Origin of the sequence: Streptomyces sp. ALB3 (assembly GCF_044385685.1) — a bacterium.
In the GTDB taxonomy this organism is placed as follows: domain Bacteria; phylum Actinomycetota; class Actinomycetes; order Streptomycetales; family Streptomycetaceae; genus Streptomyces.
Genome location: NZ_JBISCE010000037.1, coordinates 119,243 through 133,246, shown reverse-complemented (window position 1 = coordinate 133,246; position 14,004 = coordinate 119,243). Strand labels below are relative to the sequence as shown.

12 protein-coding genes are annotated in these 14,004 nt (G+C 71.6%); 7 read left to right on the top strand and 5 right to left on the bottom strand.

Annotated elements, in window-relative coordinates; genetic code table 11:
* Positions 1-41: 41 nt before the first annotated feature.
* On the bottom strand, positions 42-1,253 hold the full coding sequence (locus ACHFIV_RS22680; RefSeq protein ID WP_398972006.1) for a pyridoxal phosphate-dependent aminotransferase: 1,212 nt from the start codon (positions 1,251-1,253) through the stop codon (positions 42-44).
* A 69-nt stretch (positions 1,254-1,322) separates the two neighbouring features.
* On the opposite strand from ACHFIV_RS22680, the gene ACHFIV_RS22675 reads away from it, so the two are divergent.
* On the top strand, positions 1,323-2,021 hold the full coding sequence (locus tag ACHFIV_RS22675) for a winged helix-turn-helix transcriptional regulator (RefSeq protein ID WP_398972003.1): 699 nt from the start codon (positions 1,323-1,325) through the stop codon (positions 2,019-2,021).
* Positions 2,022-2,231: 210 nt separating this feature from the next.
* Positions 2,232-2,885 (top strand): uridine kinase, encoded by a 654-nt coding sequence (locus ACHFIV_RS22670; RefSeq protein ID WP_398972000.1) that lies wholly within the window; start codon positions 2,232-2,234, stop codon positions 2,883-2,885.
* Positions 2,886-3,129: 244 nt separating this feature from the next.
* Here the strand turns inward: ACHFIV_RS22670 and ACHFIV_RS22665 are convergent, their stop codons facing one another.
* The 3 genes from ACHFIV_RS22665 to ACHFIV_RS22655 form a co-directional block, all read right to left on the bottom strand.
* Complete coding sequence (locus tag ACHFIV_RS22665) at positions 3,130-4,410, bottom strand: MFS transporter (RefSeq protein ID WP_398971998.1); 1,281 nt, start codon at positions 4,408-4,410, stop codon at positions 3,130-3,132.
* 108 nt (positions 4,411-4,518) lie between these two features.
* Positions 4,519-5,064 (bottom strand): methylated-DNA--[protein]-cysteine S-methyltransferase, encoded by a 546-nt coding sequence (locus ACHFIV_RS22660; protein ID WP_398971996.1) that lies wholly within the window; start codon positions 5,062-5,064, stop codon positions 4,519-4,521.
* Between the two features lie 68 nt (positions 5,065-5,132).
* Positions 5,133-6,005, bottom strand: coding sequence for a glycerophosphodiester phosphodiesterase (locus tag ACHFIV_RS22655; protein WP_398971993.1), 873 nt, complete (start codon positions 6,003-6,005; stop codon positions 5,133-5,135).
* A 214-nt stretch (positions 6,006-6,219) separates the two neighbouring features.
* Between ACHFIV_RS22655 and ACHFIV_RS22650 the strand changes: the two genes are divergently transcribed.
* From ACHFIV_RS22650 to ACHFIV_RS22630, 5 genes are all read left to right on the top strand, one after another.
* Complete coding sequence (locus ACHFIV_RS22650; RefSeq protein WP_398971990.1) at positions 6,220-7,092, top strand: MHYT domain-containing protein; 873 nt, start codon at positions 6,220-6,222, stop codon at positions 7,090-7,092.
* 39 nt (positions 7,093-7,131) lie between these two features.
* A complete protein-coding gene (gene uvrB, locus ACHFIV_RS22645; RefSeq protein ID WP_398971988.1) occupies positions 7,132-9,252 on the top strand; it encodes an excinuclease ABC subunit UvrB in 2,121 nt (706 codons plus the stop codon).
* 132 nt (positions 9,253-9,384) lie between these two features.
* Positions 9,385-9,963 (top strand): TerD family protein, encoded by a 579-nt coding sequence (locus ACHFIV_RS22640; RefSeq protein ID WP_098011860.1) that lies wholly within the window; start codon positions 9,385-9,387, stop codon positions 9,961-9,963.
* A 122-nt stretch (positions 9,964-10,085) separates the two neighbouring features.
* Positions 10,086-12,029: a TerD family protein gene (locus tag ACHFIV_RS22635; RefSeq protein WP_398971985.1), complete on the top strand. Its 1,944-nt coding sequence runs from the start codon at positions 10,086-10,088 to the stop codon at positions 12,027-12,029.
* 257 nt (positions 12,030-12,286) lie between these two features.
* Positions 12,287-13,285 carry a TerC family protein gene (locus tag ACHFIV_RS22630; protein WP_398971982.1) on the top strand — a complete coding sequence of 333 codons (999 nt, stop codon included), beginning with the start codon at positions 12,287-12,289 and terminating at the stop codon, positions 13,283-13,285.
* A gap of 62 nt (positions 13,286-13,347) precedes the next feature.
* Here the strand turns inward: ACHFIV_RS22630 and ACHFIV_RS22625 are convergent, their stop codons facing one another.
* Positions 13,348-14,004 (bottom strand): MBL fold metallo-hydrolase, encoded by a 657-nt coding sequence (locus ACHFIV_RS22625; RefSeq protein WP_398971979.1) that lies wholly within the window; start codon positions 14,002-14,004, stop codon positions 13,348-13,350.

Sequence of the window (14,004 nt, the reverse complement as noted above, 5' to 3'; positions counted from 1 at the left end):
GGCCGGCCCGACGCGGGCAGGGGTGCCGCAGGCCCGGCAGATCACTGCCGGTACCCGTTCAGGAAGCGGCCGATGCGGCTGATCGCCGCGTCCAGGTCGTCGGCGTGCGGCAGGGTGAGGATGCGGAAGTGGTCGGGGCGCGGCCAGTTGAAGCCGGTTCCCTGCACCACCTGGATCTTCTCGCGCAGCAGCAGATCCAGGACGAAACGCTCGTCGTCGACGATGGGGTGGACCTTGGGATCGATGCGCGGGAAGGCGTACAGGGCGCCCCTGGGCTTCACGCACGACACCCCGGGGATCTCGTTCAGCCGCTCCCAGGCCCGGTCGCGTTGCACGTGGAGCCTGCCGCCCGGGGCGGTGAGTTCGCGGATCGACTGGCGGCCGCCGAGCGCGGCCTGGATCGCGTACTGCGCGGGGGCGTTGGGGCACAACCGCATGGAGGCGAGCATGGTGAGGCCCTCCAGGTAGCTGCGGGCGTGCTGCCGGGGGCCCGACACCACCATCCAGCCCGAGCGGAAACCCGCGACCCGGTACGTCTTGGACAGGCCGCTGAAGGTGAGACAGAGCAGATCCGGCGCGAGCACCGCCACGCTGTGGTGCTCGGCGTCGTCGTAGAGGATCTGGTCGTAGATCTCGTCCGCGAAGACCATCAGCCCGTGCCTGCGGGCCAGGTCGAGCATGCCGTCGAGGACCTCACGGGAGTAGACCGCACCCGTCGGGTTGTTCGGGTTGATGATCACCATCGCCCGGGTGCGGTCGGTGATCCTCGAAGCCATGTCGGCGAGGTCCGGATTCCAGTCGGCCCCCTCGTCGCAGGCGTAATGCACCGCCCTCCCGCCCGCGAGCGTGGTGACGGCGGTCCACAGCGGATAGTCGGGGCTCGGGATCAGTACCTCGTCGCCGTTCTCCAGGAGCCCCTGCACCGCCATGGAGATCAGCTCGGAGACACCGTTGCCGAGGTAGACGTCGTCCACGTCGACGTCGGTCAGCCCGATCGCCTGATAGCGCTGGGCGACGGCGCGGCGGGCGGACAGGATGCCGCGCGAGTCGGTGTAGCCGTGTGCCTGGGGGAGCATCCGGATCATGTCCTGGACGATCTCCTCCGGTGCCTCGAAGCCGAAGAGCGCCGGGTTGCCCGTGTTGAGGCGGAGCACGCTGTGACCCGCCTCCTCCAGGGCGTTGGCCTGCTCGATGACGGGCCCCCGGATCTCGTAACAGACCTCGTTGAGCTTGCTGGACTGCCGGAACTCCATGCGGTGCCTCCCCGACCCCGAAGTGCGATACTTGGTTTTACCAAGCTCGGGCTTGGAAAGTCCAACAACATGTCTAGACTGCGTCGCATGCCACGTCAGCAGCAGCCCGCACGCCCCGCCCGTCGCCGCAGCTACGACCAGTTCTGCGCCACCGCCCGTGCCCTCGACTCCGTCGGCGACCGGTGGACCCTGCTGATCGTCCGCGAACTGCTGGCCGGTCCGCGCCGTTACACGGATCTGCACGCCGACCTGCCCGGAGTCAGCACGGACGTGCTGGCCTCCCGGCTGAAGGACATGGAACAGGGCGGTCTGGCCGTGCGCCGCCGCCTGCCGCCCCCCGCGGCCGCAGCGGTCTACGAACTGACCGAGCACGGCCGGGGACTGCTCCCGGTCCTGACCGCGCTCGCCCGGTGGGGCGCGCCCGCGCTCGGTGAGCGCCGTCCCACCGACGCGGTCAGGGCCCACTGGTTCGCGCTGCCGCTGCTGCGGGCGCTCGACGGCCTGTCCCAGGGCGGAGTCGTCGAAGTCCGGCTGGCAGAGGGCGAGTTCCACCTCCGTACCGGCCCGGACGCGGAGAAGGGGGCGGCCTACGGATTCGGCCCCGCCGACCGCCCGGACGCCGTCCTCGTACTGGGTGCGGACGTCGTCCTGGAGCTCGGACGCGGTGAGTGCACCCTCGCGGAGGCGGTCGGGGAAGGCCGGGCGGAGGTGCTCGGCGAGGGTCCCCTCGCCGGTGAACTCCGCGGCGGCCGGCGCGCCGCGCCCTGACGGCTTCCGGCCGCCCGGCCCACGAGCCGGCGTGCCGGTCGGTGGCTGCCGGTGCGTGGCCGACGGGGTCCGGCGGAGGCGTGGCCGGCTCCCGTGCACCTGACCGGGGCCCACCCGCCCCACTTCCGCCCCAGCGCGCCGGGAGAGCCGGTCGCCGGGTGCCGGCGCCCTCCCGTACGGGGAGTGGTGCGGGAGGGCCATGATGGACGCGTGCACTATGAACCCGTGACCTGGGAACGGCTGGCCCGCGCCCTCGCCACCCACGCCGACGGACTGGAACCGGCCGACGGCGGCTCCTGGCTGAGGATCGGCGTCGACGGGGCTCCCGCCGCCCGGCCCGAGGACGCCGCCCGGCACCTCGCCGAGGCACTGCGGGCCCGGGGGCGCCCGGTGCTCACCGTCTCCACCGGCGGCTTCCTGCGTCCGGCCAGCCTGCGCTACGAGTACGGCAAGGAGGACCCGGACTCGTACGCCGACAGCTGGTTCGACACCGGGGCGCTGTGGCGCGAGGTGTTCCGCCCGCTGGAGCCGGGCGGCAGCGGGCGGGTCCTGCCCGATCTGTGGAACCCGGCGACAGACCGGGCGACCCGCAGCCCGTACCAGGTGCTCCCCGAGGGCGGAGCACTGATCCTGCACGGGCCGCTGCTTCTCGGGCACTGGTTCCCCTTCGAGCTCGGCATCCACCTGAGGCTCTCGCCGGGCGCGCTGCGACGGCGCACGGAGGAGAGCGAACGGTGGACGCTGCCCGCCTTCGCGCGGTACGAGGACGAGGTCGCTCCGGCCGGACGCGCGGACGTGGTCGTACGGGCCGACGACCCGCACCACCCCGCGTGGACGGGACTCGGCCGTCAGGACCGCGACTGAGCGCCTCCGCGCGTCCGCCCGCCGGTGGCCTCCGGGGGGCATGACCGTTTCCCGGCCCCGTGCGACAGGCCAGGGGGACGGGAAGCCCGTGCGAAGCGCCGTCCGGTCCTCACCGGCGGGCCCGTCGAGCACGGCGTGTCCGCACCATCGACGAGCGCCGTCAGACGTGCCCCGTCCCCTCGCGGCACGGGCGCCGCGCACCAGCGACCGCCGTGGCGTCCAGCCGGCATCCGGGTGGGCGCGGTCAGGCCTTCGCGGGGTCCGGGGCCGGGCGGGCCACCGCCCTGCGCAGCGCGAGCGCGGCCATCGGCAGCAGGAGGCAGGCGGCGACGGCGTTGAGCCAGCCGTAGCCCAGCCGGGAGACGACCACCCCGGCGACGGCGCCGCCGACACCGGCGGCGGTGTTCATCGTGAGGTCGGAGAGCCCCTGGACGGCGGCGCGCGCTGCCTGCGGCACGGAGTCGGTGAGCAGCGCCGATCCGGCGACCAGGCCCGCCGACCAGCCGAGGCCCAGGACGAACAGGCCCGCGGCCGTCCGCGCGTGGCCGCCGCCCGACGTACCGGCCAGCACGGCCGCGCAGCACAGCAGTCCGGCGGCCAGCCCGATGACGGGGAGCCGGCCGACGCGGTCCGAGAGCCAGCCCATGACGGGGGACAACGCGTACATGCCCGCGATGTGCCCGCTGATGACCAGGCCGATCAGCTGGATGTCCGCTCCGTGGTGTCCCAGGTGGACCGGGGTCATGACCATGATGGAGACCATCACGGTGTGGGACACGGCGACCGTCACGAGCGCCAGCCGGGCCATCGGGGTCGCCCGCACCACCGCGATCCCCGCCCTCAACGAGCGGCTCGCGGCGGCCGTCGGCTCCTCGGAGGCCAGCGCACGAGCCGTCAGCAGCGGGTCGGGGCGCAGCAGCACGGCGACCACGGCCCCGGTGAGCAGAAAGATGACGACGGCCCAGGCGAACGGCCCCGCGGTCTCGGGGACGACGGTCCCCCGGAACACACGGCTCGCGGGGGCGGCGATGTTCGGGCCGAGCACCGAACCGATCGTGGTGGCCCAGATGACGGTGGAGATCGCCCGTCCACGCCGCTCCGGCTCCGCGAGATCGGCCGCCGCGAACCGCGCCTGGAGATTGGCCGACGAGCCCGCACCGAATCCGGCCATACCGAGCAGCAGCAGGGGGAAACTGCCCACCACGGAGGCGGTCACCACCAGGAAGGCGCCGAGGGCACCGATCAGGTAGGCCAGGACGAGTCCGGCGCGCCTGCCGCGCGAGGTCATCAGGGCGGCCAGCGGGAGCGACAGCAGCGCCGTGCCCGCCACGGAGGCGGTCGGAGCGAGTCCGGACACGGCTTCGGACCCACCGACCTCGGCCGCCAGGACCGGGGCGAGGGCGATACCGACGGCCACGCCCAGGCCGCCGAGTATCTGGCTGGCGACGAGCACGGCGGATGTCCGCCGCCGCAGGGCCGGCAGTTCGGCCGGGGTGATCCGGGGTGCGGGGGATGCTGGTTTCACCGCCGCAGTGTGCCAGCTCGTACGGCTGTACGGCACCGGATCGGCACAGTGCGGTGCGGGGCGGCGGGGCTCGCGTGGTCCGCCCGCACGCTGCCGGGGAGCCGGTGCTCAGAACAGCGGCTGGGGGAGTATCCCCTCGAGCGCCAGGAGCTGCCGCTTCGTCTCCAGCCCGCCGCCGAACCCGCCGAGCCCTCCGCCGCTCTCCACCACCCGGTGGCACGGGACCACCACCGGCAGCGGGTTGGACCCCATGGCCGCCCCCACCGCCTGGGCGGCGCCCGGCTGACCGACCCTGCGCGCCAGGTCCCCGTAGCCCACGACCTTGCCGTAGGGCACGCCCGCCTCCAGCTCGCGGAGCACCTCGCGCTGGAAGCCGGAGCTCAGCGACCAGTCCAGACCGAGCGAGAACTCCCGCAGCGCTCCGGCGAAGTACGCCGCGAACTGGCGCACCGGCTCGGCCAGCAGCGCGGAGGCCGGCGCCTCCACCGGCTCCGCGCCCAGCCGTGCCCGCAGTTCCCCGAGTGCTCCGTCCCGGACCGCGGGACGCGCGTGGAGGACCACGGTCACCAGACCCGCGCGGGTCGCGGCGAGCAGGAGGGGGCCGATGCCGCTCGGCACCACGGACCACTCCACGACCTGCTCGCTGCTCTCCATACCGCCCACCGTACGACCGGCCTCCGACAACGCCGCCCGTCGCGGTGCCGGAGGCCGCGCGGAGATCCCTAGCGGACGGCGTCCCGCACCGTGTCGGGGGCGTCGCTGATGATGCCGTCCACGCCGAACCCGGCCACCTCGGCCGCCGTCGCCGCGTCGTTCACCGTCCAGGTGTTCACGCGGAGCGGCTTGCCGTGGGCGCCCTTCAGCCTCTGCACCGCGGCGACGTAACCGGAGTCGATGGTGGTGTACGACGGGTTGATCTGGTCGGTGAACGCCGCGTACGCCGGCAGATCGGCGACCGCCGGGGTGCCCAGGAACCCCGTGACGACGTCCGGACGCTGAACATGAACATTTTTCACACTCTCTGCACCGAAGCTCTGGACGACCAGCCTGTGCCCGACGTGCTCACGGTCGAGCCAGCCCTCCTCGCGCAGTACGCGCAGGGTCTCCCTCTCGATCCCGGGGTACGCCTCCGGGCTCTTGATCTCCAGGAGCAGCTTCTGGCGGTTGCGCTCGACGCGGCGCAGGTACTGCGCGAGTGTCGGGACCCGGGCCCCCGCGAAGCGGGCACCGAACCAGCTGCCCGCGTCCAGCTCCGCGATCTCCGCCGCGGTGAAGTCCCTGACCGCCCACGGCGCGCGGCCGGGGAAGACCTCCTCGGCGTCGGTGGTCCTGCTCAGAGTGGTGTCGTGCACGACGACCGCCACACCGTCCCTGGTGAGCTGCACGTCGTTCTCCACCCAGGCGATGCCCAGGTCCCGGGCCGCGTCCACAGCCGCCAGCGTGTTCTCCGGGGCGTAGGCGGAAGCGCCCCGGTGGGCGTACACGGCCGGGGCGTCATGGGAACCGGAGGCCTGCGCCTGGGTGGCGGGAAGCAGGACGCAGCCGCCGATCAGGGCGGCGACGGCGGCGGAGGCGGTTGCTGTGCGTACGGACACGTGTACTCCTCGCGTCGGGATGCGGACAGGGAGAGAGTCGCATCCGTTCCGCAACGGCGGGGAGGACGATGGTGGCCATGTTGTGAACAAGCCGCCGGACAGCGCGTCCCCGGAGGCTCGGAGGCGGATAAAATGCCGTTCTTATGTTTGCTTGCCGGACCTTGCCCTTTAGGGTCACCCCCGAACCCGGGCACACCGCGAAGGGCGTACCAGCATGCAGGGCACAGTTGACGGATTCACCTACGGCCTCGTGACGCCGGTCACGGCGTTCCTCATGGCGTGCCTCGGCGCCGCGCTCGGTCTTCGGTGCACCACGCGCTCCCTGCGCACACGGGGCGCGTCCAGAGCCGGCTGGCTCGCCCTCGGCGCGACCTCCATCGGGTCCGGCATCTGGACGATGCACTTCATCGCGATGCTGGGCTTCACCGTCCGGGAAGCCCCGGTCAGCTACGACAGGCCCCTCACCTTCGCCAGTCTGGCCGTGGCGGTCGTGATGGTCGGGATCGGCATCTTCCTCGTCGGTTACCGGGGCGCCACCCGCATGGCACTGGTGACCGGCGGGACGATCACCGGTCTCGGGGTCGCGTCCATGCACTACCTCGGCATGGCCGGGATGAACTTCGACGGGACGTTCGAGTACGACACGCTCACCGTCTCCCTCTCCGTCGTCATCGCCGTGGTGGCCTCCACCGCCTCGCTGTGGGCGGCGGTCTCCATCCACGGCTTCCTGCCCAGCCTCGGCGCCAGCGTCGTCATGGGAGTCGCGGTGAGCGGGATGCACTACACGGGTATGGCCGCGCTCCAGGTCCACCTCCACCCCGGCGCGGCAGCGTCGGGGCCCGGGGAGACCCCCACCTCGCTGCTCCTGCCGATGATGATCGGACCGGGCTGCTTCCTGCTGCTCGCCGCGGTGGTCGTGATGATCGACCCCCTGGTGGTCTCCGGCGGCCCCCGGGCAGCCGCCCGTCCGCCGGGCCACACCCACCGGCCCGGCGGTCCGATGACCTCGATCCCCGTCCAGCGCCGCCCCGCGCGGCCGTACGAGACCGCCTCACGCAGGGCCTTCCGGCAGCCGCGGAACCGGTGATCCCCCGCCGTTGTCAGTGCGGGGTCGTACGGTGGTTGCATGCGGCCAGTCTCGAAGATCGAACGTTCGGTGGCGCCTTTCGAGGTCGTCAGTCCCTACCAGCCCAGCGGTGACCAGCCCGCGGCCATCGCCGAGCTGGACAGGCGCGTCCGCGCAGGTGAGAAGGACGTCGTCCTGCTCGGCGCGACCGGCACGGGCAAGTCGGCGACGACCGCCTGGATGATCGAGAAGCTGCAGCGCCCCACCCTGGTGATGGCGCCGAACAAGACCCTCGCCGCCCAGCTGGCCAACGAGTTCCGCGAGCTCCTCCCGAACAACGCCGTGGAGTACTTCGTCTCGTACTACGACTACTACCAGCCCGAGGCGTACGTCCCGCAGTCGGACACCTACATCGAGAAGGACTCCTCGATCAACGAGGAGGTCGAGCGGCTGCGGCACTCCGCCACGAACTCGCTGCTCACCCGGCGCGACGTCGTGGTGGTCGCCTCCGTCTCCTGCATCTACGGCCTCGGCACCCCGCAGGAGTACGTGGACCGGATGGTCCAGCTCAAGGTCGGCGAGGAGATCGACCGCGACCAGTTGCTGCGCCGCTTCGTCGAGATCCAGTACACCCGCAACGACCTGGCGTTCACCCGCGGCACCTTCCGGGTGCGCGGCGACACGATCGAGATCTTCCCGGTGTACGAGGAGCTCGCCGTCCGCATCGAGATGTTCGGCGACGAGATCGAGGCGCTCTCGACCCTCCACCCCCTCACCGGCGAGGTCATCAGCGAGGACTCCGCCCTCCACGTCTTCCCCGCCAGCCACTACGTCGCGGGCCCCGAGCGCATGGAGAAGGCGGTCGGCGGCATCGAACGGGAGCTGGAGCAGCGCCTCGCCGAGCTGGAGAAGCAGGGCAAGATGCTGGAGGCCCAGCGCCTGCGCATGCGCACCACGTACGACATCGAGATGCTCCGCCAGATCGGCACCTGCTCGGGCGTCGAGAACTACTCGATGCACTTCGACGGCCGCGCTCCCGGCACCGCCCCCAACACCCTCCTCGACTACTTCCCCGAGGACTTCCTCCTGGTCCTGGACGAGTCGCACGTCACCGTGCCGCAGATCGGCGCGATGTACGAGGGCGACGCCTCCCGGAAGCGGACCCTCGTCGACCACGGCTTCAGGCTGCCCTCCGCCCTGGACAACCGCCCGCTGAAATGGGAGGAGTTCCTGGGCCGCATCAACCAGACGGTCTACCTCTCCGCCACACCCGGCAAGTACGAGCTGTCCCGGGGCGACGGTTTCGTCGAGCAGATCATCAGGCCCACCGGGCTCGTCGACCCCGAGGTCGTCGTCAAGCCCACGGAGGGCCAGATCGACGACCTGGTGCACGAGATCCGCAAGCGGACCGAGCAGGACGAGCGCGTCCTGGTCACGACCCTCACCAAGAAGATGTCCGAGGACCTCACGGACTACTTCCTCGAACTGGGCATCCAGGTCCGCTACCTCCACAGCGACGTCGACACGCTGCGCCGCATCGAGCTGCTGCGCGAACTGCGGTCCGGCGAGTACGACGTCCTGGTCGGCATCAACCTCCTGCGCGAGGGCCTCGACCTCCCGGAGGTCTCGCTCGTGGCCATCCTCGACGCGGACAAGCAGGGGTTCCTGCGCTCCGGCACCTCCCTGATCCAGACCATCGGACGCGCGGCCCGTAACGTCTCGGGGCAGGTCCACATGTACGCGGACAAGATCACCCCGGCGATGGCGCAGGCCATCGACGAGACCAACCGCCGGCGTGAGAAGCAGATCGCCTACAACACCGAGCGCGGGGTCGATCCGCAGCCGCTCCGCAAGAAGATCAACGACATCGTCGCGTCCATCGCCCGCGAGGAGGTCGACACCGAGCAGCTGCTCGGCACCGGCTACCGGCAGGGCAAGGAGACCAAGGCCCCTGTCCCCTCGCTGGGTGGCAAGGCGGCCGCGGGGGGCAAGGCGAAGAAGGACGGCGCGGTGGTCACCGACCGGCCGGCCGCGGAGCTCGCGGGGATCATCGAGGAGATGACGGACCGCATGCGGGCGGCAGCCGCCGACCTGCAGTTCGAGGTGGCCGCCCGGCTGCGCGACGAGGTGGGCGAGCTGAAGAAGGAGCTGCGCCAGATGAGGGAGGCGGGGCTGGCCTGACGCCGTGGGGCCCGCGATGTTGCAGGACCGACACAAAAACGGCCCATCACTCCTTCCCGCGTCGGGGGACTGCGTAGGGTGCGGGGGAACCGCACACCGAGGGTTGCGGGGCAAGCGGAGAGGGGACAGCGCGTGACGGTCAACATGACCAAGGGCCAGGCCATCAGCCTGCAGAAGAGCGACGGGGGGACCCTGACCGCGGTACGGATGGGGCTCGGCTGGCAGGCGGCCCCGCGACGCGGGCTGTTCGGCTCGCGCACCCGGGAGATCGACCTGGACGCCTCCGCGGTGCTGTTCGCGGACAAGCAGCCCGTGGACGTCGTGTTCTTCCGCCACCTCGTCAGCGACGACGGATCGGTCAAGCACACCGGTGACAACCTGGTCGGCGGCGCGGGCTCGGGCGGTGACGACGAGGCGATCCTGGTCGACCTGCAGCGGGTCCCGGTCCACATCGACCAGATCGTCTTCACGGTGAACTCGTTCACCGGCCAGACGTTCCAGGAGGTGCGCCACGCCTTCTGCCGCATCGTCGACGAGACCAACGGCCAGGAACTGGCCCGCTACACGCTGGACGGCGGCGGCCAGTACACGGCGCAGATCATGGCCAAGGTGCACCGCGCGGGCGGCGGATGGCAGATGACCGCCCTCGGCAACCCGGCCAACGGCCGGACCTTCCAGGACCTGATGCCGGCGATCCTGCCGCACCTGTAGGCGCGGCCGGGGCACGGGCGACCCTGGCCCCCGGCAGGCGGTACGAGCAGCTCCCGGAGGCGCACGCCGCCGGGGGCTGCGCCCATGGCAGGGCACCACACGAACGTCGAGGGGACAGGGCGATGACGGCCGAGCTGGTCCGGGGGCAGAACCACACCTTGCCCCAGACCCGTCTGGAGATCAGGGTGTCGGCGGCCTCACCGGTCGTGGCCGGGGCCACGCTCGGCGACGAGCGGGGCACGGTCCGCGGCGCCGAGTGGATCGCCCACCCGGCGTCGCACCGGGTGCACGGACTGGAGGTGTCCAGGCAGGCGGCCGCCGACCACCGGCTGGCCGTGGACCTGGACGCCCTGCCGGACGAGGTGCACCGCGTCACGGTGCTCCTCGCCCTGCCGACGGGGCCCGGACGGCCGAGCAGATTCGGCGCGGTCGCCGCTCCCTTCGTCGCCGTCACCGGACTGGACGGCGCCGAGATAGCCACGTTCACCCTCACCGGCCTGGACACCGAGTCGGCCGTGTCGGCGCTGGAGCTCTACCGCCGCCAGGGCGTCTGGAAGGTCCGCGCCGTCGGCCAGGGGTACGCCGCCGGGCTCGCCGAGATGCTCGCCGACCAGGGGGTGGCAGGGGCGGCGGAGCTGGCCGCCTCCATCCACGAGGCCGTGGCCTCCGGCCTCGCCCGCTCCGTGACGCCCCCGCCCCGGACGCCCGACGGCGAGCGGGTGCGCCATCCCGCGGGCACCACGGCGTCCGGGGAGGACGACAGGCCGCCCGCCCCGGCGCAGGCACCCGAACCACTGGCGGACCCCGCGTCCTCACCCACGGACACTCCCGGCGGTCCCATCGACTACGCGCACCCGCGGCGTCAGACCTCGGCCCCGCCCCCGCCGCCCCCGGCGGCTCCGCCGGCCGCGCCCGGACAGCCCGCGCAGCCCGTCGCCGGTGACGCCACCGGATGGTCCATGGACGAGCGCCTCTACAACCAGGTCTGGGGCATGTTCGAGGACCTCGCCCGGGCCGTCGCCGCCTACCGCAGCGCCGTGGACTTCGCCGAGTCCCGGATGGACCAGGAGCTCGAACGCACCCTCTCCGACCCCCGGAGCCGCATCGGCGGCTCCGGTGACCGCGCCCGCGAGGAAGCACGGGCCAGGCGCGACGAACTCACCGGCCGGGCACGCGAGGCGCTCGACCGTGACCTCGCACAGCTCGCCGCCGAGTCCGCCGTGGTCGAGCCGGCCCTCCCGGCCGCGTACGCGGGCTGGGGAAACCCCGTCTGGCACGGCCACCGCGTCCCGATGGAGATCCCGATGGCCCTGCGCATCGGCGACCTCCGGCTGCCCGAGGGCGGCGACCTGCGCATCCCGCTGCTGGTACGGCTCCCGTTGGAGCGCGGGATCTGGATCGACAGCGGGCGTACGGCCTCGGAGGCCGCCGCCACGACGTCCGGGGACCAGCTGCGCGTGCTGGCCATGGAGACCGCGGTCGCGCTGGCCGCACGCCTGCTCGCGGTCTACCCGGCGGACGAGTTCTCCGTGCACGTGATCGACCCGGCGGGTTCCGCCGCGGGACCGCTCTCACCCCTGGTCCGCTCAGGGGTTCTCGCCGGACCGCCGGCGGCGGGGGCGGAGGGGGTGTCCTCGGTCCTCGCCCACCTCACCCGGCGCGTCGACCTGGTGCAGATGGCGGTCAGGGCCGGTGCGGCGGACGCGCTGCCCGCGGACCTCGACACGGGCGAGCAGCTGCTCGTCGTCAACGACTTCCCGCACGGCTTCGACGACAGGGCGGTCACCCAGCTGCGCTATCTGGCCGACGAGGGGCCCTCGGTGGGTGTCCATCTGCTGATGGTGGCCGACCGGGAGGACGCGCGCGCCTACGGCCCGGTGCTCGACCCGTTGTGGCGGTCCCTGCTGCGGATCACCCCCGTGGCCGACGACCACCTCGCCGACCCGTGGGTGGGCCACGCGTGGACGTACGAGCCGCTGAGGGCGCCCCAGGGCAGCCGCGTCATCGAGCAGGTGCTCTCCCTGGTGGCCGAAGCGCGCCGCACCGGTTATCGCGGGCCGGGGTGACGGCGGGTCAGAAGCGACCGCAACGCCTCTGAACTGGCCTTTTGGAAGCCGCTTGGTGCGGACTTTACCGTTTCTTGGTGCTTCATGTACTGTTCTTGGTGCGGAGGGGAGTACTCCCGATCGCGGCGTTCCCGTCAGTACGGACTGTGACCGGTCCCGGGGCGTCGGCCCGGCGCGCATCCCGCGCTCCCGGGTGGAAGAGACCTCCGGCAGCGACGACGCTGATCTATAGCCCGTAGCAAACTGCCGGAGGCGCAGTGGACGTTTCATGGACCCTCTGGGCGCTGACCATCTTTGGTCTGTGCGCCCTCATCGCCGTCGACTTCTTCATCGGGCGCAAGCCCCATGACGTGTCGACCAAGGAAGCCGGAATCTGGACCGTCGTCTGGATCGCTCTGGCCGCCCTCTTCGGACTGGGTCTGCTGGTCTTCGGGGAGAGCCAGGCCTCGGGCGAGTTCTTCGCCGGCTTCATCACCGAGAAGTCGCTCAGTGTCGACAACCTCTTCGTCTTCGTCCTGATCATGGCGAAGTTCTCGGTGCCCTCCCACTTGCAGCAGCGGGTTCTGCTCATCGGTGTGCTGATCGCCCTGGTGCTGCGTGCGATCTTCATCGCCGCCGGTGCCGCGGTCATCGCCAACTTCTCGTGGGTCTTCTACATCTTCGGCGCGTTCCTGATCTACACCGCCTGGAAGCTGATCCAGGAGGCGCGGGCCGACGACGAGGAGGACGAGTTCGAGGAGAACCGTCTCCTGAAGTCGATCGAGCACCGCTTCGGCGTCGCCGACAGGTACCACGGCACCAAGCTCTTCATCCGGAACAACGGCAAGCGCGTCATGACCCCCCTCATGGTGGTCATGCTCGCCATCGGCACCACCGACGTGCTGTTCGCGCTCGACTCCATCCCGGCGATCTTCGGCCTGACCCAGGACCCGTACATCGTCTTCACCGCCAACGCCTTCGCCCTGATGGGCCTGCGTCAGCTGTACTTCCTGATCGGCGGTCTGCTGAAGAAGCTGGTCCACCTCAGCTACGGGCTCTCGGTGATCCTCGGGTTCATCGGCGTCAAGCTGGTGCTGCACGCCCTGCACGAGTCCGGGGTGCACGTCCCGGAGATCTCCATCCCGTTCTCCCTCTCCGTCATCTGCGGTGTCCTGGTGATCACCACGATCACCAGCCTCATCGCCTCCAAGAAGCAGGAAGCCGCGGAGAAGGACGAGAAGAAGGACGACAGCGAGAACGTCGGCGCGGAGCAGTAACGCCTGACGGACACACCGACGGCCGGGGCCCCAGGGGCCCCGGCCGTCGGGCGTTCACCGGTTCACCAGCCGCGTTCGCGCCACTGCGGCAGCTGCGGGCGCTCCGCGCCGAGCGTGGTGTCGTGACCGTGGCCGGGGTAGATCCACGTCTCGTCCGGCAGGCGGTCGAAGAGCTTGGTCTCCACGTCGTGGAGCAGGCTCGCGAACGCCTCCGGGTCCTCGTGGGTGTTGCCCAGGCCGCCGGGGAAGAGGCAGTCGCCGGTGAACACGTGCGGCGCCCCGTGCGGGTCGTCGTAGACCAGGGCGATGGACCCGGGGGTGTGGCCGGTCAGATGCCTGGCGGTCAGTGTGACCCTGCCCACCCGGACCGTGTCGTCGTCCGCGACGGGCACGTCGGTCGGAACCGGGATGCCCTCGGCGTCGAACTCCCCGGCGTAGGTCCGCGCCCCGGTGGCCGCCACCACCTCCCCGAGCGCCTGCCAGTGGTCACCGTGGCGGTGCGTCGTGACGACGGACGCGATGCCGTCCTCGCCGATCAGCCGCAGCAGGGTGCCGGCCTCGTCGGCCGCGTCGATCAGGAGCTGCTCACCGGTGGCCCGGCAGCGCAGCAGATACGCGTTGTTGTTCATCGGGCCGACGGCGACCTTGGAGATCATCAGATCCGTCAGCTCGTGCACATCCGCAGGTCCGCCGACCTTGACCGTTCCGCTGTACGTCAT